This is a genomic window from Bacillus luti (genome assembly GCF_009739945.1).
GTDB lineage: Bacteria > Bacillota > Bacilli > Bacillales > Bacillaceae_G > Bacillus_A > Bacillus_A luti.
Map to the genome: position 1 here is coordinate 2,424,487 of NZ_CP040336.1, position 17,533 is coordinate 2,442,019.

Below are 17,533 nucleotides of genomic sequence, written 5' to 3' on the forward strand. Positions count from 1 at the left end.
TAAGCACGCTTGGAATGCTTATTTGATGTTAAGAAAGGAAGTAAAATATGAGTAGATCGATAAATGATGGAACAATTGAAAAAAAGCGTGCAGTCTCATTGGATTTAGCAAGGGGTACTATGCTACTGTTAATCGTACTTGCTCATGCACCGCTTTACTTGTATGCTACAGATCCTGGAATTATGCACAGGGTGGAAAGCGGTAGTTTTTTTGATCAAATTGTAAATCTTTTTGGTATATTCATAATTGATAACCGTGCAAGAGCAATGTTTGCCGTATTATTAGGCTACGGTTTGGCTCTAGCACTTGAAGGACAAATATCCAAAGGGAAAAATGAAAATCATGCTGTAAAAATAGTGAGAAGACGCTCTTGGTATTTAATACTGTTTGGGATTGTCTTAGCGGGGATTCTTGTTAGTCCACTATTAAAGAGTAAAATGAAAACATTAATTCGAACGTTTATAATTATCGCTATATTGTATATCATTTTTATTCCAATAATATGGGGATTTAATATGCAATCAATAGGCGATTATGGTTTTTCACCAGATGTTTCAGCAAAAGATACGTATTTTAGTACTACAATGTTTAGATTACTTTTCTTTCCAGTTATACCTGTTCTCATTCACTTTATGTTTCCAATTCTTCCTTCTGTAATTCTTGGCGTGTGGATTGCTAGATATCAGTTATTAATAAAACCAGAGAAACATTTAAAAAAATTATATTCTATAACAAGTATAGGATTAGCAATTTCCTTAATAGGTGCTTTGCCTCTATCTTTTATAGGGACTGTATGGTACCCCAGTGTATTTACAGCTGGAATGATAAATGGAATCCATATTTTAACTGGAATTGCTGGAGGGTTAGCATATGCAACGGGTTTCGGGATAATAGGAAGTAGATTGAAAAATCTAGGGTACTGTAGCCTTTCATTAATTGCTTTAGGAAAGCGCTCATTAACATTTTTTGTTTTGAATGAGGCACTACTTGTTATATTTTTATCACCAGTAGCATTTGATTTAGGAGGGTATGTAAGTAACACTCTTGCTGCATTGATAGCTATTAGTATTTGGATACTGTCTGTCATATTAGCTACAATAGTGGAAAAAAATAATCTTAATGGACCATTAGAGATTTTATTGAGACGTTTAGTATATAAAAATAAAAGACGACCTGAGTACTAGGTCGTCTTTTACTGTATTTAAGTCTATAGATAGGTAATCAGGCTATAATAATATTTCGTTTTCATTTAGAGAATAAAAACATAAAAATATGCAAATGTACATATTGTGTATAGTTTGAAAAAAATGCGATTTACATTATATAATAAAGGTAACTGGAAAATTATAGATAAAAGAAATTAGGTGTATAACACATGAGAATGGATAAAAGTAAATTTATGAAAGTCGCTGCTTCAATCGGTGTGTCATCTTTTTTATTAACGGGTTGTGGTGATTATGAAGAAGAAACTGCACAGAAAGAAAGTACGGCTGTAAAAACAGATGATGCGAAGCAAGGGAATGAACAAGGAACATTAAATTGTGACGATAAATCTCCAACAATGGAAAATGTAGAGAAAGATGAGTTATGCAAGGAAAATAACCCTTCATTTTCATCGTATCATGAAAGCTCACATTTACCGATACTTCCATTCGTAGCAGGATATTTATTAGCAAGCAGAACTTCAAATATGAACTATACAGCAAAGCCAAATGTAATGAAGAAGCCGTATACAAACAATGTTATTCCTTATCGTGAAAAAGATGAGAGGAGAACTGGTGGCAGTGGTGGAGGAGGCTATTATGGCGGCACTAACAGTAACAATAATTCTTCGAATAAAGTTGATTTGAATAAGCAACCACCAAATACAACAAATAAAGTGACGCCAGATACAAGTACGTCAAAATCATCTACGACACAAACGCCAAAAGTAAATTCTGGTTCAAGTGGAATTGGGAATGCAAAAGCGCCAGCCGGATCCTAAAATGAAAGGATAATGGAGTCATGTATACAGAACAAGAACAGAAAGAGTATATGAAAGTATGGTTTTCACTCGCAGAAGAGGCTGGTCGAAATGGCTTTACTTGGCCGAGTCTGTTAGAGAAGGAAGAATGGAATCAATATATGGCAACAGGAATGTATCGTATGCCGGTAAACACATATATTGCTATTTCAAAAGCGACAGAAGAAATTATGTATGTGTTATATAGAACGTATCAATTTATTGTAAATACGACAGAAGATTTTCAAAAACTTGGATTTCCGCCCGAAACGTGGGAAATTGCGAGAATGAAACATACTGGGTTGTTTTCATATTTTACAAGGTTTGATTTTATCGTAAATGGTGATGATGTTAAATTAATAGAAGTAAATTGTGACACACCAACAGGGTACTTAGAGCCGTCTGTCGCAAATGAAGTGTTATGCCGTTATCATGATGTGAATCATCCCAATCATATTGAAGAGCATATTGTGCAGGCGTGGGAACAAATTAAGCATGACTATAATATAGGGCCTGCAGAGACGATATATTTTACTAGTTACGATTGGCACGATGAAGACCGTCAAACAGTTCAATTTTTAAGAAGTTATTGCTCAAATCACCCTACGGAATATGTGGGAATTCAAGATATCGTCGTTGCAGATGATGGTATATATACGCCGAGCGGAGAAAAAATCCAATATTTATATAGACTGTATCCCATTGAATATTTAGTTTCAGATGTCGATAAAAATGGAAAAAGAATTGGACTTCAGTTTTTAGATCATATAGCGCAAGGAAGAGTCAAAATTATTAATCCACCGGCTGCTTTTCTTATGCAAAATAAAAGTGTACTTGCATTAATTTGGCAACTTTTCGAAGAGGAAGTTTTCTTTGAGAAAGAAGAGCGAGAAATCATTAAGAACTACTTTCTACCAACATATTTTACAAATAAACCATTTTTAGAAAGAAATGAATCGTATGTTTCCAAACCTTTATACGGCCGGGAAGGTGGCGGAGTATCTATACGATAATGAGGAACTATTAGCTGAAGATAAAACGGAGTATTATTTTGAACAACGGAAAATATACCAGCAATACATAGAAATGCCTGACTACACCATTGATACATGGGATGGCCCATACACTGGTAAACTATTAATTGGTTCACACTGTATTAGCGGGAGAGCTGCGGGGTTATTTTTACGTGTAGGTGAGAAAATAACGGGAAACTTATCAATGTTTACGGGGCTTACAATCGAAGGATAAAGTAAACAAAGAGCTCATCATTTGTGATGAGCTCTTTGTTTATGTATAAAAAAGCTTTTTTATTGTTGTGATGTAAAACCTTCATCTTTCTTCATTTCAAAGATCTTCTTTCCGTCGCCATCTACAATTTTAATAGAGTTTCTAAGTTTTGGTACACCAATATACAGTACAGGATTTTCATCTTTTCCTTTACCTTTTTCAATATGTAATACGATAACAGAGGTGCCTTTTTCGTCTTTTACTTCTTGTACTGTAATTTTATCGTTTTTATATTCTTTTCCAAATGCTAAATAAACCATTCTTTGTCCTTCGCTAATACTACCATTCGAGTAATGAACCATAGTTGGGTCTTCTTGTGCTTTTTTATATAAATTTGATGGGCCATATCCACCTTCATTATATCTTGATTTTTCTAATACCCAATAACTTTCATAGTCATCTTGAATCGAAACACATGCACTTAAGGAAATGAGCCCAAATAGTAGAATAGAGAATAAAAATTTATTCATTTGTTCACCTTCTTTTAATATTGTAAACACAATTAAACTATATCTCACATGATAATATTACCATTTTTATAGATATGAAAAATGATTAAGTTAAAAATTGAGAAAAATATGATAATATATTTATGTATAAGTTTAAATTTTAATATATAGCTAGTGGGGGAACCGTTATGAAAATAAATGAAATAGTAGCGAATACACAATTTCCGAATACAATTGAATCTATTACAAAAGATTTAAAGGCATTAGGAGTCAAAAAAGGAATGACAATTATCGTTCATTCTTCATTAAGTTCGATTGGATGGATATCTGGTGGCGCGGTTGCGGTAGTAGAAGCGTTAATGAAGGTTGTTACAAAAGAAGGAACGCTTATTATGCCTACGCAATCGTCAGATTTATCCGATCCGAAACATTGGTCAAGACCACCTGTACCTGAAGAGTGGTGGCAGATTATCCGTGATAACGTCCCGGCATTTGATCCACGTATAACACCAACAAGGGGCATGGGGGAAATAGTTGAATGTTTCCGTACATATCCGAATGTAGTGCGCAGTAATCATCCATTAGGAAGTTTTGCTGCATGGGGAAAACATGCAGAGGAAATAGTCAGGGATCATTCGCTATCAATGAGCTTTGGAGAAGAATCCCCATTAAGAAAAATATACGATTTAGATGGACACATATTATTAATTGGCGTTGGTTATGATTCTAATACGTCTGTACATATATCTGAAGTACGTTCTGGTGCACGTGAGTTAATACAAGTAGGAGCACCAATTTTAGAAAACGGGGAAAGGTTATGGAAAGAGTTTGTTGATATGAATTACGATTCTGATACGTTTGTAGAAATTGGTGTACAGTTTGAGCAAAAAGGAACTGTAACAAATGGAAAAATAGGCAACGCAACGTGTCGTATTATGAAGCAACGTGATATAGTTGACTTTGGAACAGAGTGGTTTCGTAAGAAAAATCAGTAAGGGATGGTTACAATGAAGGGGAAAAAAGTATTAATTACGAGCGGTGGTTGTTTAGAAAAATGGGACCAAGTACGCGGACATACAAATATGGCAAAAGGAACAATCGGAAGAATAATCGCGGAAGAACTTATAGCAAAAGGGGCACATGTTATATACTTACACGGTTATTTTGCTGAGAAACCAAGCGATGTACATAGAGGATTAGAATTACACCCATTTGAAGGAATAGTTGATTTACAAGATAAAATGAAAAGTATCATTACGCATGAAAAAGTCGATGCGGTCATTATGGCAGCGGCTGGATCAGATTGGGTTGTGGACAAGATTTGCGATCAAGATGGGAATGTTCTTGGTATGAATGGGAAAATTTCAAGTGATATAGCGCCGATTATACATTTTAAAAAGGCGCCGAAAGTATTAAAACAAATTAAAGAGTGGGATCCAGAAACAGTACTCGTTGGTTTTAAACTTGAAAGTGATCTAAATGAGGAAGAACTGTTTGAAAGAGCAAAAAATAGAATGAAAGAAGCAAAGGCGAATGTAATGATTGCAAATTCACCACATTCTTTATATTCGCGCGGGGCTGTGCACTATATAATTGGTCAAGATGGTAACGGTAAGTTATGTAATGGGAAAGATGAAACAGCGAAAGAAATTGTCAAAAGCTTAGAGATATTATGTAGTCGTATTACTGCTTTGTAAAATTTAATTTTTAGATAAGAATAAATCTGCATAGTATATAAATGAGCGAGACTTTAATCGAATGTGAAGCGTAAACCAATCAAGATCTATACAGAGAATAATTGGTGAGGAGTGGGTTCTATGGAACATTTATTAAAGCAAGCTATTAAACTTCGGGACGAAAAGAAATATGCGCAGTCCAGAGAGATACTTATAGGATTAACACATTTTACAAGGGATGCAGAAGTGCTTTATCAATGTGCTTGGATACATGATGTAATGGGTCTTGAAATAGATGCTGTGCCGTATTATGAGCAGGCAATTGCAAACGGCCTTGAAGGAGAATCACTTTGCGGTGCTTATATTGGTCTTGGCAGTACATATCGTTGTATAGGTGAATATGAAAAGGCAATTACAGTGTTAGAAGCTGGGGTTAAGAAATTTCCAGAGAACGATCCAATGAAAGTGTTTTTATCATTAGCCAAATATAACGTAAACGATCACGAATCCGCAATGAAGTTATTACTAGAAACTGTCATAAAAGTAGAAGAGGTAAAAGAATTTGAACGTGCCATTTCATTTTATAAAGACCGTTTAAATGAGGTTTTTAAATAGAGGAGTGACCGTATGAACGTATCCATATCGCGAAAGCGAAAAGGAATTTGGATGGGGCTCGTATCTTTCATTATGTTATCAAACTATTTATTGTATGCCCTTCCAATAGTACCAGCCGCACCGAAAGAAGTAGTGCTTGGTTCATTATTAGATTGTATGTTTGTAATTCCAGTCATCACGTATTTCTTAATTATTCGAAAGAGATATTCATTAACGTATATATGTCCCGTTGTAATAGCTGGTTATATATTTGCCAGGTTTATTATTCCAAGTGACTATTTACAAGATTTTTCATACGTTTCTTATATTATTGTTGCAGGAGAAATTGCATTTGTATGCTTAGAATTATTCCTTCTGTATAAAATTGTTAGAATGTTCCCTAACATAGTAAAAAGATATAAAGAATATAAAAGAGAGTGTTTTTCATTTTCTTATGCGATTGATGCAGCGTTTGACGCTACTATGAAAAGGGGAAAATTAGTAGATGTCATTGTAACAGAGTGTAAGTTAATCTATTATGCATTTTTATCGTGGCGTGTAAAAGTACCAGAAGATGAATCTGCGTACTCATATCATAAAAAGACTGGTGCTATAGGTGTTTATATTATGATTATCCATGCAACAGCAATTGAAAGTATCGGTTTTCATTATTTGCTTCATCAATGGAATCCAGTGGTAGCTTGGATTTTACTCATATTAAACATATATGCAATGATTTATTTTATAGCTGAAATACAAGCGATGCGTAAAAATCCAATTGTTGTAACAGAAGAACAAATAATCATTCAAATTGGATTAGGAAAGAAAGTTGAATTGCCATTTACACAAATTGATGATATTGCGTTCTACAAAGGAAAGTCCTTAAAAGCAAAAGAAGAAAAAGAGGTATTGGATGCAACTGTTATGGAGTTCATAAAAGAACATGCTACTTTTGAAATAACACTAAAAGAGCCAGTGAAAGCACAATTATTATATGGATTTTCTAAAACAGTAAGTCGTGTTCACTTAAATGTTGATGAAGAACGGAAATTTTATGATGCGGTTACTGAAAGATTAAAACATATGAATGGTTGATAGTGAAAAACTCCTTCTAAATAAGAAGGAGTTTTATTGTGTAATTGTAGACGACATTATATAAAGACTTCTTTATCACTATATAAATCGATATAATTAAGACTAGAATTAGCATAAGGGGAAACAAAATAATGAATAAATTACAAACAGCAAAAAGTGAAATTATAGAAAGAAAAATTCGGTATGACTCGACAATAGTAGATCACAATTGCTTAATACTTGAAAAGAAATCGCAGAGCATCATTTTATTTCATGAGGTGCAATATTCATTTACGATGACTACACATGATTCGAGTTTAACAATACCGAAAGGAAGTTACACCATTGCATACTATTGGGAAAATCTTCCGTACAATTTATACATATGGAGAGATAAGAATGGAATGTATTTAGGCTCTTATTTTAATGTTGTAAAAAATACGCAAATAACAGACGAACTAGTGTCATTTGAAGACTTAATTATTGATATTTTGGTACTTCCAAGCGGAGAATACTTTATTTTAGATGAAGATGAATTACCGGAGCCTTTAGAGAATTTTGAGGGTGGTTATGTGGCTGAAGCTCTTTATATATTAAAGGAAATAATTCAAAAATCGCTTCCTCAAATGATTGAAGAGACAGAAATGGTGCGGCTAAAATAAAGTGTAATCGATTTGAAAAGAAAATATGTATTTAATGAAATTGAGTAGTCTTAAGTTATATGAACTAACTTTTTTGATAAATCTAAAGTTAGAATCATATTTCTTGGGGTTACTCTTTTTTGTAGGGATTTAGTAAGTAAAGAAATTACAATACATTTACGAATTTGTATGCTTAGTTTTGAAACTGATTTTACATTTTTATTAAAAAAGATTGACTGAATCAAGTTCAGTCGTTTATGATTGAATCAGATTCAGTCGTGAAGAAAACATACTAGGAGATGACCTATGAAAAGAATATCAAAAGAACCAGATATAAGAAGGCAAGAGTTAATGGATATTGGCTTTGAACTATATATGAAAAATGGTATGAAAGGATTTGGCATAAAAGATGTTGTGAATCATGCTGGTGTAGCAACGGGCTTATTTTATTATTACTTCAAGTCTAAAGAGAATTTTGTTGATGAAGTATTAAATGATTTTATTGTGAAAAATATGGAATTAATTGAAGAAATACTTATTTCTAATGAACGGTCTGTCATGCAAAAGATGAAAGCTTCTCTAAATATATTTTGGACATTTATCGAAAAATTAGCACCTTATAAAAATGTGAGTTCGTTTCAGACGGAACAACATTTTCAACTGGAACAGAAATTATTTACACGAATGCAGCCATTAATTCGACAAGTAATCGAAGAAGGGGTGAAAACTGGGGTTTTTAATACTGATAACTCATTATTAGCATCAGGATTTATTTTATACGGTCTTAGCAGTATTGCTCATTCAGAGATGAATTTGAATCTAGATACAAAGCAAGAAATGATTAATTTAGTATTAAATACACTACGATACGATCAAAGCGAAGGAGAATGTATATGAAAATTATTATCGCTGGAAATAATATTTCGAATGAACAACTTACAAAGTGGAAAAGAGAGCGTATTAAAAAAGTTTTAAATACATTAGGACATAAAGAACCAGAATTAAATGATACAGACGTTATGATCAAAAAACTAACGGAACTAAAGTTAAATTATTCATACAATGAAATGTATGCTAAGTTAAAATCTAAACTTAAATTAAGTGAAATGGGTATGCGTATTTGTACTGTTTTATCTGGCGATAGACGAAAGTTTTCAAAAACAAGTATATATTTAGACGGGATTACAGCAGAAGAAGCGATAAATGGAATTGATAGTTTTATGCTTGAACAATCACGTGAAAATGATCAAGTGAATTTATCAGCTTGTCCTGATCACTATGTACTAAGACCCTTGGGGGAAAATGAATTAGAGGTTATCGAAACTACTGGTAATTCTCCGTTTCCGGTTCAATTTTTTATTGCTTATGGTGACGAAACGGGATTGAAGACGCCTAGAGATAAGTCCTATCAATACCAATCAACAGGTGTTGCACGTATGAAAGACGGTACTACTATTGGTGGAGTTCGACATCAATTCAAAGATACAGATACTGGAATAGAAGTAAGTCTAGTTGTAGAGTTTCCAGCACTTTGTCCTAATAGCCTTATTAAATCGCATCAAATGCATTTGGCATGTGAGTTTTCTTATTGGCTACAGTGGATTAAGGACCGTAAAAAATAGTTTTCAAATAAACAACAGTCAAGATGTTCAAACAAATCATATGTATGTTTTAATAAAACCTAGTTGACTTATCGGAAATATTTGTATAATATGTACTTAATTCCATAACGTATTGCTGATTGGAGAAACCAAAGGCATTTTATCAATAGATAAAATGCCTTTGGTTTTTTTATTGCATAAATACTGAATCTGTTCATTCAGATGAATCATTTCAAGGAGGGGGAAAAGTGACTGTTTCAATTGATGGGGTATCAAAATATTTTTCGAAACAAACTGGTACTGTTCAAGTATTAGAAGATATTAATTTCCAATTAGAAAAAGGGGATTTTGTTACAGTAATCGGTCCGAGTGGTTGCGGAAAAAGTACACTATTAAAAATTATTGCGGGTTTAGACAGCGATTTTGAAGGTGAAGTCATTATTGATGGGGAGCACATAACAAAACCGAGTAAGAAGCAAGGGTTTATATTTCAAGAACACCGTCTGTTTCCATGGTTAACAGTCGAAGAGAATATTGCAGCTGATTTGTCATTAAAAGATAAGTATGTGAAGGATAAGGTAAAGGAATGGGTTGAAATTGTTCGGTTAGACGGTTTTGAAAAATCATATCCGAAAGAAATATCAGGCGGGATGTCACAACGTGTTGCGATTGCAAGAGCGTTGTTAAGGGATCCGAATGTATTATTGCTTGATGAACCATTTGGGGCAGTTGATGCGTTTACCCGGAGTCATTTGCAAGAAGTACTGCTCAACATTTGGGAACAAAAGAAGACGACAATGATATTCGTTACACATGATATAGACGAAGCCATATATCTTTCGAGCCGAATTGTCATTATGAGTGCAAAGCCTGGAAAAATACATAAAGTGATTGAAAATAATTTACCTTATCCGCGTAGTAAAACTTCAGAGTCATTCCAAGAGATTCGTAAGAAGGTATTACAGCAGTTTGAGCATGGGGGATTGATTCAAACAAGTATATAGGGAAAGAGTGATTATATATGTATAAAAAATTCAAAGGTCTTTCTTTTGCTTTAGCTATATCTTTATTTTTATTCGGATGCGAAAAGAGCACAGCAAGTAGTAAGAAGGAAGATGTAACAGTACAAATTGGTATACAGCAAGGATTAAGTCCACTATTACTCGCGCAGAAAAAAGGATGGTTTGAAGAAGAGTTTAAAAAAGAAGGCGTTAAAGTGAAGTGGACAGAATTCCAAAGCGGTCCTCCTTATTTTGAGGCTATCGCATCAAACCGATTAGATTTTGGTGAAGTTGGAAATTCTCCAGTCATTTCAGCGCAAGCAGCAGGTATTGGATTTACCGAGATTGCCAATACAAGTTACGCGAGAAAAGGAACTGGAATTCTCGTTCAAAAAGATAGCAAGATTACGAGTGTAAAAGATTTGAAAGGTAAAAAAATAGCGGTAGCAAAAGGAAGTAGCGCATTTAATTTATTATATCGAGCGCTAGATAAAGAGGGTATCGATGCAAAAGATGTAAATGTCATCCAGTTACAACCAGATGAAGCGCAGCCTGCATTCGAATCAGGATCAGTAGATGCATGGGCAATTTGGGATCCTTTCATATCGTTACATACGGTAAATAAAGGAGCGAAGGTAATTGCAGATGGTGAACTATTAAATGTTTCTTCCCCGGAATTTTTAATTGCGAGAACAAAATTTGCGAAAGAGCATCCGGAATTAGTTGAGAAATTCCTCAAAGTTTATGAAAAAGCACGCGTATGGCAAGATGAAAATTTAGATGAAGCGATAAAAATATATACTTCTGCAAAGAAAATAGATGCAGAGATTGTAAAAGAAGTGTTTAATCACGACAAACCTATTTTAGTTCCAGTTACGAAGGAAATAATAGCGGAACAGCAAAAGACAGCAGATTTTCAATATAAGCTCGGTTCTATCAAGAAAGAAATTAAAACAGATAAAGTTGTAAATAATTCTTTCGTAGAAAAAGCGTTAAAGGCGAAGTGAAAAGAGGTTTTGTAAATTGGAAAATACGAAGGCTGTTGTGAAAAGGGCGAGTATAACGATTGGCAAAAGCAATGTGAAAAAAGTGCGAAAGACAAATGTAAAAGTGTTAGTAAGAGCGATCACTATACCAATTATCGTATTAATAATTTGGCAGTTAGCCGGCATATTCGATCTAGTTTCTAAAACAGTATTACCAACGCCATTGGATATATTTCTAGCTTTTCAAGAACTTATAAAAACAGGAGAGTTATTCGGTCATTTAAGTATTAGTGTATTCAGGGCTGCGGCTGGTTTCTTTATTGGCGGGAGCTTAGGAATTATTTTAGGAACGATTGTTGGATTTTCAACGAGAAGTGAGCAATATTTAGATCCCTCAGTACAGATGTTAAGAACTGTACCTCATTTAGCTGTTGCACCGCTTTTCGTATTATGGTTCGGATTTGGCGAAACATCGAAAGTGTTATTAATTGCAGACGGGGCATTCTTCCCTTTATACGTAAATGCATTTTTAGGTATTAGAGGTGTAGATTCAAAGTTATATGATGTTGCGAGAGTGTTAGAGTTTAATAAACGAAAATTAATTACGAAATTAATTTTGCCTGCGGCATTACCGAATTTATTACTTGGAGCACGTTTGTCTTTAGGCGTTGCATGGGTCAGTTTAGTAGTAGCAGAACTTATGGGATCTACAGAAGGTATTGGTTATATGATTATGGATGCAAGGCAATTTTCAAATACAGATATCGTATTTGTTGGAATTATTATTTTTGCATTCGTTGGGAAGTTTTCTGATTCCCTCGTACGTTTACTAGAAGTGAAATTTTTAAGATGGCGAGATAATTTTAAAGGAGAAAAAGGGAATTAATATTTAAATTATTAGGGGTAATTTATATAGAGTGTTTTAGTTGACGTTTCAAAACAATTAAGGGGTGTGTAAAGGTATGGAATTATTATGGTTTATTCCGGCGTATGGAGATGGTCGATATTTAGGAACGACTAAACGAGGAAGAGCAGCTGAGTATGGTTATTATAAACAAGTTGCACAGGCAGCCGATTATTTAGGATATACAGGTGTGTTACTTCCAACTGGTCAAGGATGTGAAGACCCTTGGGTGTTAGCATCAGCTCTTGCTGCTGAAACAGAGAAGTTAAAATTTTTAGTAGCGGTTAGACCAGGACTTATGTCACCAACAGTTGCAGCGAGGATGGCTTCTACATTTGATAGAATTTCAGACGGCAGACTTCTTATTAATGTAGTAGCTGGAGGAGATCCGGTTGAATTGCAAGGTGATGGATTATATCTTGAGCATGATGAAAGATATGAAGCAGCGGATGAATTTTTAAAAGTATGGAAATCGACATTGCAAGGTGAAACGATATCTTTAGATGGAAAACATATTAAAGTTACAGATAGTAAAGTTGTGTTCCCGCCAGTTCAAACACCGTATCCTCCTATATATTTCGGTGGATCATCATCTGCTGGAAAGGAAGTTGCAGCAGAACATAGTGATGTATATTTAACGTGGGGCGAGCCACCAAAGCAAGTAAAAGAGAAAATAGAAGAAGTAAGAAAACTGGCAGAAGAGAAGGGGCGTACAGTACGATTCGGCATTAGGTTACACGTAATCGTAAGAGAAACAGAAGATGAAGCATGGGAAGAGGCTGAGAGGTTAATTCAATATGTAGATAACGAAACAATTGAACTTGCTCAAAAAACATTTGCAAGATATGATTCAGTTGGTCAAAAACGGATGACCCATTTAAATAAGGGCACAAGGGAGTCATTAGAGATAAGTCCTAACTTATGGGCTGGTATTGGTCTTGTAAGAGGTGGGGCAGGCACTGCGCTTGTAGGAGATCCGTATACAGTAGCGAAAAGGATAAAAGAATATGAGGCGTTAGGAATTGATACATTTGTTTTATCAGGATATCCACATTTAGAAGAAGCGTATGAAGTGGCGGAATTATTATTTCCATTATTGAAAGGCGAGAAGAAACAAGAAAATAAAATCGTTGGTGAAATGATAGCTGATGCATATGCATTAAAAAAATAGTGAGAAATAAAAAACTCGCAAGTTATTAAGCTTGCGGGTTTTCGTCGTAAACAATTAATAAATATGGTAAAATTAAGAGGTAACTTATGGTACAGTTGGTTGTTCAATTATCACTTCTCCAAAGTAGGAGGGGGGTGATAATACATGAGTGAAATTACGTTGTTACTGCAAGGTGGACTGTTTCTCGTTGCATTGTTAACGTTTATTGTCGTCTTAATTGACAAGCTCAAAAAATAACAACCCACCTATGCCTATAGAATGTGGGTTGTTTTGTTTGTAAGAAACAAATAGGATAAATGAACAATCCAATCTGCTAAGTTACGTGGACTAGTGTGTAGCCGCACACTAGTCTTTTTTATTTATATACAATTTATAATTAGATTATGTGATTGTATTGTTCTTTTCATAATCATTATAACATAGTGTCTTTTCATCAAGAAAGGAGACCGTATGTTCTGATTCCGATTATATAGAAGGAGTTTTTTCTTTAAATAGCTCATCCATATACTGTTTTAAACTTTGGACATAAAATTCCTGCCTATTTACGTTATTTACACCGACAATTGGTGATGGAAGTTCATATCGTTTTTCTGATAAATGAACGACAACGTCAAAGATATCAAATAGACGAATGAAACAAAATAGGCCGTCTTTATCGCTTAATAAAATAAAATAATGGTTTTCACTATTTGTATTTAATGTATTCCATAGTGAACTTTTACTTAAGTCACGAACAATGCTCTTTTCTTTTAATTCCATAAAATCGGAATTTGATAGAATGTTAGAGATATCAATTGCATCGGGATCTTCAAAGTAACCATCAACTGTTTGTACACCAAAAGTATAGGCCATTTTTAATACACTCATTTTGTACTTGCGGTTATCTAAAAGTAATTCACGTTGAATAGAGCTAGCTACTTTCGTTACACGTTCTTCTTTCCAAATTTCATTATGAAGTGAAATATCGTGCTTTTTACATAGTTTCATAATTAATGCATTAGAATAAAGTATTTCGTCACTTACTTCAACAACATCAGTCTCAGCTGCCGCAAGTTCCTCGCCGTGTTCATTTGTATAGAGAGGGGAGTCGATTTGTTTTTTCATTTGCTCAATCTTATATTGACTTAATTTATGCCTAATTAAAGGGCGATCAATATTTGTTGTCATTTGTTCATGACAAGTATCACAAATTGAGTTTGTGAAATAATATCCACATAATATTTCTGGGATGACATATTGTTCACTAAGTTCTTTCGTATCTTTTCTGCAAATGATGCATTGTGTCATATTTATCACCTTTACCTGCAAATTTGTATGTAATCTCATTGTAGTGTATTTATAGGTATTTTGGAATATTGTACAGGAAAATATTATGTGAAATTCATGTTTATTTTGGTACAATAAAGAGAAGTGCTAGTTTAAAGGAGGCCGTTTTTTTGAAATCGAAAGTGCACTTTTGGACATTAGAAGTGCTGATGGTTGTAGGAATCATATTTATTTGCACAAAAATATCGTTTCTATTTCAACCAATTGGTATCTTCATATCAACATTATTTTTCCCAATTTTAATCGCGTTATTTTTATACTTTGTATTTAACCCTGTATTAGTCTTTTTGGAGAATAAAAAAGTTCCTAGAAATTTAGCGATTTTACTACTATATCTTTTTATTATCACGTTAGCTGGGGTTGCTATTGGAGTAGTCGTCCCAACCATCTCACAACAGTTAATGGATTTAGTAAAAAATATGCCAACTTACATAAAAGAGGGGAAAATATACATACAAGAGTTATCCCATCATAGATTGTTTGAATGGATATCTACACAAAATTACGTTTCCATTGAAACAATTGAAAAAAATGCGATTGCATCTTTAAAGGAAATACCAAACACAATTACGTCGAGTGCAACGGCTGTATTTGGAATAATTACGAATGTTGCGTTAGTTATATTTACAGTACCGTTCATATTATTTTATATGTTTAAAGATGGACATGCCTTTCCAAAAAAAGCAGTTAGTCTATTACCTGAGTCTTACCGAGAAGAAGGACTTCGTATTATTAAGGAAACGAATGAAACATTATCTGCGTATATTCAAGGGCAATCGCTCGTTTGTATATTTGTAGGTGCTTTTACTTTTATCGGTTATTTAATTATCGGTTTACCGTACGCTTTCGTTTTAGGGATTATTGCAGCATTTACAAATATTATTCCGAACTTAGGTCCATTCATCGGTGCAGCACCAGCTGTAATTGTAGGTTTGTTCGTATCTCCAATGCAAGCGTTGTACGTAATAATTATCGTAACAATTGTACAGCAGTTTGAAAGTAACATTATTTCACCACGTATAATGAGTTCAAAATTAAATATCCACCCGTTAACAATTATTATATTAATTTTAGGGGTAGGTAACTTCGCAGGAATTATCGGAATGATTTTAGCAGTGCCAGTTTACGCAGTAACAAAAACGGTTGTTTCGAACTTAGTGAGATTGTTCAAGACGAAACGAAATAATCGAAAATAGTATATGTTGAGAAAGATACACCATTTTTTAAGTGGTGTATCTATTTTGTTTAAAAATATTTAAAAGTGTATGAATGAGGTGTTATTATATATTTTTTATATATCAAATGTAGCAGGAAACTCATGTGACATATGCTTTATAAAGCTATGTGGAGTCTCTCTGAACTATCCAAATCATTTCTTTACACCGTGCTATCAACATCACAATCGACTCCTTTCAATTTATATATTTAAACGATTAAAGGTGAGTGTAGTACTTACTTCTACGATCACGAATTTCATCAATAATTTGTTTATATTGTTGTTCTCGTTTTAATTCATTTTGAGATATCGTTTCTTTTTGAATCGTAATAGTTAAAAAGAAAAGGTGAAACTTCATATGTGAATTCCTCCTTTCAAATCGGAATTACAGATGACTACAGTAATGGCTTTGTCTTTCTTTTACATTATCCATAGCCTGATTAATTTGTCGTTCATGTAGCATGTTAGACTCAGAAGATTTATTTTTTTGAATGATAATGGTTAAAAAGAATACTTTAAATTTCATTGGATTTTTGCCCCTTTATAAGTGATTTAGAAAAGACGATTGTAAAAAGAAGATTGAACCTCTTTAACTTCGTCCATAGCATTTTGAACGTGTTGTTCATGTATAATCTCTTTCTGTGAAAGCTTACGTTTTTGAATAGTAATAGTTAAAAAGAATGCTTTAAATTTCATTAGAATGTTGCTCCTTTAGGATTTATTTAGAAAAGACGGTTGTAAAGGGAAGATTGAACCTCTTTAACTTCGTCCATAGTATTTTGAACGTGTTGTTCATGTATAATCTCTTTCTGTGAAAGCTTACGTTTTTGAATAGTAATAGTTAAAAAGAATGCTTTAAATTTCATTAGAATGTTGCTCCTTTAGGATTTATTTAGAAAAGACGGTTGTAAAGGGAAGATTGAACCTCTTTAACTTCGTCCATAGTATTTTGAACGTGTTGTTCATGTATAATCTCTTTTTGTGAAAGCTTACGTTTTTGAATAGTAATAGTTAAAAAGAATGCTTTAAATTTCATTAGGTTATTGCCCCTTTAAAATATATTTTTAACACATTTGTGTATAGTATGAACTTTTAATGTCCGTTATTTTATCCATAGTGTGTTTTAATTGTTGGTTACGAATGATTTCATCTTCAGATAATGTTTTTTTCTGAAGTGCAGTCGTAAAAAAGAAAATATGAAAAGTCATAAATGAATTCCTCCTTTCGAAAAGGAATTACAGGTGATCACAATACAGCACTTGGCGCTCCTTAACATCATTCATAGCATTTTCAATCTGCTCATTATGAAAAATTTCAGCTTTGGAAATTGTATTTCTTTGAATCGTAATACTTAAAAACAATACGCTAATAGTCATCGAATGTTGCTCCTTTCTTTAAAAAATAATGTAAGAGACTAAAAAATCGCACAAAAAAGCCACAGGAAGATATAGTTCTCCTATGGCCAGGCGTGAAAAAGCCACAGGAAAGTATACGACCTCCTGTGGCGAATTTATGAATTAATTGAAATAAAGTACGATTTTCAATTCTCCGTTAGGGTGGTCGAATTCATATTTAATTGTCCAGAAAACACAGGTGCAGTTAACG

Annotated in this window: 24 protein-coding genes and 1 pseudogene; 16 read left to right on the forward strand and 9 right to left on the reverse strand. The window is 33.6% G+C overall.

Annotation, left to right across the window (positions count from 1 at the left end; genetic code table 11):
* Window positions 1–47: 47 nt before the first annotated feature.
* From EUC40_RS12310 to EUC40_RS12320, 3 genes and pseudogenes are all read left to right on the forward strand, one after another.
* Complete coding sequence (locus EUC40_RS12310) at window positions 48–1,184, forward strand: DUF418 domain-containing protein (protein ID WP_156575440.1); 1,137 nt, start codon at window positions 48–50, stop codon at window positions 1,182–1,184.
* Window positions 1,185–1,375: 191 nt separating this feature from the next.
* Complete coding sequence (locus tag EUC40_RS12315) at window positions 1,376–1,984, forward strand: hypothetical protein (protein WP_071711889.1); 609 nt, start codon at window positions 1,376–1,378, stop codon at window positions 1,982–1,984.
* A gap of 20 nt (window positions 1,985–2,004) precedes the next feature.
* Window positions 2,005–3,250, forward strand: a pseudogene (locus EUC40_RS12320) (glutathionylspermidine synthase family protein).
* Window positions 3,251–3,309: 59 nt separating this feature from the next.
* On the opposite strand, the gene EUC40_RS12325 reads toward EUC40_RS12320, so the two are convergent.
* Window positions 3,310–3,759: a hypothetical protein gene (locus EUC40_RS12325; RefSeq protein ID WP_156575442.1), complete on the reverse strand. Its 450-nt coding sequence runs from the start codon at window positions 3,757–3,759 to the stop codon at window positions 3,310–3,312.
* Window positions 3,760–3,932: 173 nt separating this feature from the next.
* Between EUC40_RS12325 and EUC40_RS12330 the strand changes: the two genes are divergently transcribed.
* The 12 genes from EUC40_RS12330 to EUC40_RS27250 all read left to right on the forward strand — a co-directional run bounded on the left by EUC40_RS12330 (window position 3,933) and on the right by EUC40_RS27250 (window position 13,623).
* Entirely contained in the window at window positions 3,933–4,733 is an 801-nt protein-coding gene (locus EUC40_RS12330; RefSeq protein WP_131800851.1) for an AAC(3) family N-acetyltransferase, read from the forward strand.
* Between the two features lie 12 nt (window positions 4,734–4,745).
* On the forward strand, window positions 4,746–5,435 hold the full coding sequence (locus tag EUC40_RS12335) for a phosphopantothenoylcysteine decarboxylase domain-containing protein (RefSeq protein ID WP_156575444.1): 690 nt from the start codon (window positions 4,746–4,748) through the stop codon (window positions 5,433–5,435).
* Between the two features lie 120 nt (window positions 5,436–5,555).
* Window positions 5,556–6,029: a tetratricopeptide repeat protein gene (locus EUC40_RS12340; RefSeq protein ID WP_071711894.1), complete on the forward strand. Its 474-nt coding sequence runs from the start codon at window positions 5,556–5,558 to the stop codon at window positions 6,027–6,029.
* A gap of 12 nt (window positions 6,030–6,041) precedes the next feature.
* Window positions 6,042–7,103, forward strand: coding sequence for a hypothetical protein (locus EUC40_RS12345; protein ID WP_156575446.1), 1,062 nt, complete (start codon window positions 6,042–6,044; stop codon window positions 7,101–7,103).
* Between the two features lie 131 nt (window positions 7,104–7,234).
* Window positions 7,235–7,744: a ribonuclease FAU-1 family protein gene (locus EUC40_RS12350; protein WP_156575448.1), complete on the forward strand. Its 510-nt coding sequence runs from the start codon at window positions 7,235–7,237 to the stop codon at window positions 7,742–7,744.
* A 285-nt stretch (window positions 7,745–8,029) separates the two neighbouring features.
* Window positions 8,030–8,620: a TetR/AcrR family transcriptional regulator gene (locus EUC40_RS12355; RefSeq protein ID WP_156575450.1), complete on the forward strand. Its 591-nt coding sequence runs from the start codon at window positions 8,030–8,032 to the stop codon at window positions 8,618–8,620.
* Window positions 8,617–9,345: a hypothetical protein gene (locus EUC40_RS12360; protein ID WP_156576937.1), complete on the forward strand. Its 729-nt coding sequence runs from the start codon at window positions 8,617–8,619 to the stop codon at window positions 9,343–9,345. Before EUC40_RS12355 ends, EUC40_RS12360 begins: the two co-directional genes overlap by 4 nt.
* Window positions 9,346–9,572: 227 nt before the next feature.
* The gene (locus EUC40_RS12365) at window positions 9,573–10,328 is read left to right on the forward strand and encodes an ABC transporter ATP-binding protein (protein ID WP_156575453.1); all 756 of its coding nucleotides are present in this window, start codon (window positions 9,573–9,575) and stop codon (window positions 10,326–10,328) included.
* A 17-nt stretch (window positions 10,329–10,345) separates the two neighbouring features.
* A complete protein-coding gene (locus tag EUC40_RS12370; protein WP_156575456.1) occupies window positions 10,346–11,332 on the forward strand; it encodes an aliphatic sulfonate ABC transporter substrate-binding protein in 987 nt (328 codons plus the stop codon).
* A 16-nt stretch (window positions 11,333–11,348) separates the two neighbouring features.
* Window positions 11,349–12,197, forward strand: coding sequence for an ABC transporter permease (locus tag EUC40_RS12375; RefSeq protein ID WP_156575458.1), 849 nt, complete (start codon window positions 11,349–11,351; stop codon window positions 12,195–12,197).
* A 76-nt stretch (window positions 12,198–12,273) separates the two neighbouring features.
* A complete protein-coding gene (ssuD, locus tag EUC40_RS12380; RefSeq protein WP_156575460.1) occupies window positions 12,274–13,386 on the forward strand; it encodes an FMNH2-dependent alkanesulfonate monooxygenase in 1,113 nt (370 codons plus the stop codon).
* A gap of 144 nt (window positions 13,387–13,530) precedes the next feature.
* The gene (locus EUC40_RS27250; RefSeq protein ID WP_001290205.1) at window positions 13,531–13,623 is read left to right on the forward strand and encodes a putative holin-like toxin; all 93 of its coding nucleotides are present in this window, start codon (window positions 13,531–13,533) and stop codon (window positions 13,621–13,623) included.
* A 228-nt stretch (window positions 13,624–13,851) separates the two neighbouring features.
* Here EUC40_RS27250 and EUC40_RS12385 read toward each other — a convergent pair whose 3' ends face one another.
* On the reverse strand, window positions 13,852–14,673 hold the full coding sequence (locus tag EUC40_RS12385) for an HNH endonuclease (protein ID WP_156575462.1): 822 nt from the start codon (window positions 14,671–14,673) through the stop codon (window positions 13,852–13,854).
* A gap of 149 nt (window positions 14,674–14,822) precedes the next feature.
* On the opposite strand from EUC40_RS12385, the gene EUC40_RS12390 reads away from it, so the two are divergent.
* Window positions 14,823–15,908: an AI-2E family transporter gene (locus tag EUC40_RS12390; RefSeq protein WP_156575484.1), complete on the forward strand. Its 1,086-nt coding sequence runs from the start codon at window positions 14,823–14,825 to the stop codon at window positions 15,906–15,908.
* 237 nt (window positions 15,909–16,145) lie between these two features.
* On the opposite strand, the gene EUC40_RS12395 is transcribed toward EUC40_RS12390, so the two are convergent.
* Genes EUC40_RS12395 through EUC40_RS12425 form a run of 7 tightly spaced genes read right to left on the reverse strand, consistent with a single transcriptional unit; the run spans window position 16,146 to window position 17,304 of the window.
* Window positions 16,146–16,286: a YrzI family small protein gene (locus tag EUC40_RS12395; RefSeq protein WP_071711905.1), complete on the reverse strand. Its 141-nt coding sequence runs from the start codon at window positions 16,284–16,286 to the stop codon at window positions 16,146–16,148.
* A gap of 27 nt (window positions 16,287–16,313) precedes the next feature.
* Window positions 16,314–16,454 (reverse strand): YrzI family small protein, encoded by a 141-nt coding sequence (locus EUC40_RS12400; protein WP_156575485.1) that lies wholly within the window; start codon window positions 16,452–16,454, stop codon window positions 16,314–16,316.
* Window positions 16,455–16,480: 26 nt separating this feature from the next.
* The gene (locus EUC40_RS12405; protein WP_156575486.1) at window positions 16,481–16,624 is read right to left on the reverse strand and encodes a YrzI family small protein; all 144 of its coding nucleotides are present in this window, start codon (window positions 16,622–16,624) and stop codon (window positions 16,481–16,483) included.
* Window positions 16,625–16,650: 26 nt separating this feature from the next.
* A complete protein-coding gene (locus EUC40_RS12410) occupies window positions 16,651–16,794 on the reverse strand; it encodes a YrzI family small protein (RefSeq protein ID WP_156575487.1) in 144 nt (47 codons plus the stop codon).
* A 26-nt stretch (window positions 16,795–16,820) separates the two neighbouring features.
* Window positions 16,821–16,964 (reverse strand): YrzI family small protein, encoded by a 144-nt coding sequence (locus EUC40_RS12415; protein ID WP_156575487.1) that lies wholly within the window; start codon window positions 16,962–16,964, stop codon window positions 16,821–16,823.
* 28 nt (window positions 16,965–16,992) lie between these two features.
* The gene (locus tag EUC40_RS12420; RefSeq protein ID WP_000142706.1) at window positions 16,993–17,136 is read right to left on the reverse strand and encodes a YrzI family small protein; all 144 of its coding nucleotides are present in this window, start codon (window positions 17,134–17,136) and stop codon (window positions 16,993–16,995) included.
* A gap of 27 nt (window positions 17,137–17,163) precedes the next feature.
* Window positions 17,164–17,304, reverse strand: coding sequence for a YrzI family small protein (locus tag EUC40_RS12425; protein ID WP_071711909.1), 141 nt, complete (start codon window positions 17,302–17,304; stop codon window positions 17,164–17,166).
* Window positions 17,305–17,533: the final 229 nt, after the last annotated feature.

Bases quoted from the DNA above. Each gene is read 5' to 3' on its own strand.
- EUC40_RS12310 (WP_156575440.1), top strand. From the start codon at position 48: ATGAGTAGATCGATAAATGATGGAACAATTGAAAAAAAGCGTGCAGTC.
- EUC40_RS12315 (WP_071711889.1), top strand. From the start codon at position 1,376: ATGAGAATGGATAAAAGTAAATTTATGAAAGTCGCTGCTTCAATCGGT.
- EUC40_RS12325 (WP_156575442.1), bottom strand. From the start codon at position 3,759: ATGAATAAATTTTTATTCTCTATTCTACTATTTGGGCTCATTTCCTTA.
- EUC40_RS12335 (WP_156575444.1), top strand. From the start codon at position 4,746: ATGAAGGGGAAAAAAGTATTAATTACGAGCGGTGGTTGTTTAGAAAAA.
- EUC40_RS12340 (WP_071711894.1), top strand. From the start codon at position 5,556: ATGGAACATTTATTAAAGCAAGCTATTAAACTTCGGGACGAAAAGAAA.
- EUC40_RS12345 (WP_156575446.1), top strand. From the start codon at position 6,042: ATGAACGTATCCATATCGCGAAAGCGAAAAGGAATTTGGATGGGGCTC.
- EUC40_RS12350 (WP_156575448.1), top strand. From the start codon at position 7,235: ATGAATAAATTACAAACAGCAAAAAGTGAAATTATAGAAAGAAAAATT.
- EUC40_RS12355 (WP_156575450.1), top strand. From the start codon at position 8,030: ATGAAAAGAATATCAAAAGAACCAGATATAAGAAGGCAAGAGTTAATG.
- EUC40_RS12360 (WP_156576937.1), top strand. From the start codon at position 8,617: ATGAAAATTATTATCGCTGGAAATAATATTTCGAATGAACAACTTACA.
- EUC40_RS12370 (WP_156575456.1), top strand. From the start codon at position 10,346: ATGTATAAAAAATTCAAAGGTCTTTCTTTTGCTTTAGCTATATCTTTA.
- ssuD (WP_156575460.1), top strand. From the start codon at position 12,274: ATGGAATTATTATGGTTTATTCCGGCGTATGGAGATGGTCGATATTTA.
- EUC40_RS27250 (WP_001290205.1), top strand. From the start codon at position 13,531: ATGAGTGAAATTACGTTGTTACTGCAAGGTGGACTGTTTCTCGTTGCA.
- EUC40_RS12385 (WP_156575462.1), bottom strand. From the start codon at position 14,673: ATGACACAATGCATCATTTGCAGAAAAGATACGAAAGAACTTAGTGAA.
- EUC40_RS12395 (WP_071711905.1), bottom strand. From the start codon at position 16,286: ATGAAGTTTCACCTTTTCTTTTTAACTATTACGATTCAAAAAGAAACG.
- EUC40_RS12400 (WP_156575485.1), bottom strand. From the start codon at position 16,454: ATGAAATTTAAAGTATTCTTTTTAACCATTATCATTCAAAAAAATAAA.
- EUC40_RS12405 (WP_156575486.1), bottom strand. From the start codon at position 16,624: ATGAAATTTAAAGCATTCTTTTTAACTATTACTATTCAAAAACGTAAG.
- EUC40_RS12410 (WP_156575487.1), bottom strand. From the start codon at position 16,794: ATGAAATTTAAAGCATTCTTTTTAACTATTACTATTCAAAAACGTAAG.
- EUC40_RS12415 (WP_156575487.1), bottom strand. From the start codon at position 16,964: ATGAAATTTAAAGCATTCTTTTTAACTATTACTATTCAAAAACGTAAG.
- EUC40_RS12420 (WP_000142706.1), bottom strand. From the start codon at position 17,136: ATGACTTTTCATATTTTCTTTTTTACGACTGCACTTCAGAAAAAAACA.
- EUC40_RS12425 (WP_071711909.1), bottom strand. From the start codon at position 17,304: ATGACTATTAGCGTATTGTTTTTAAGTATTACGATTCAAAGAAATACA.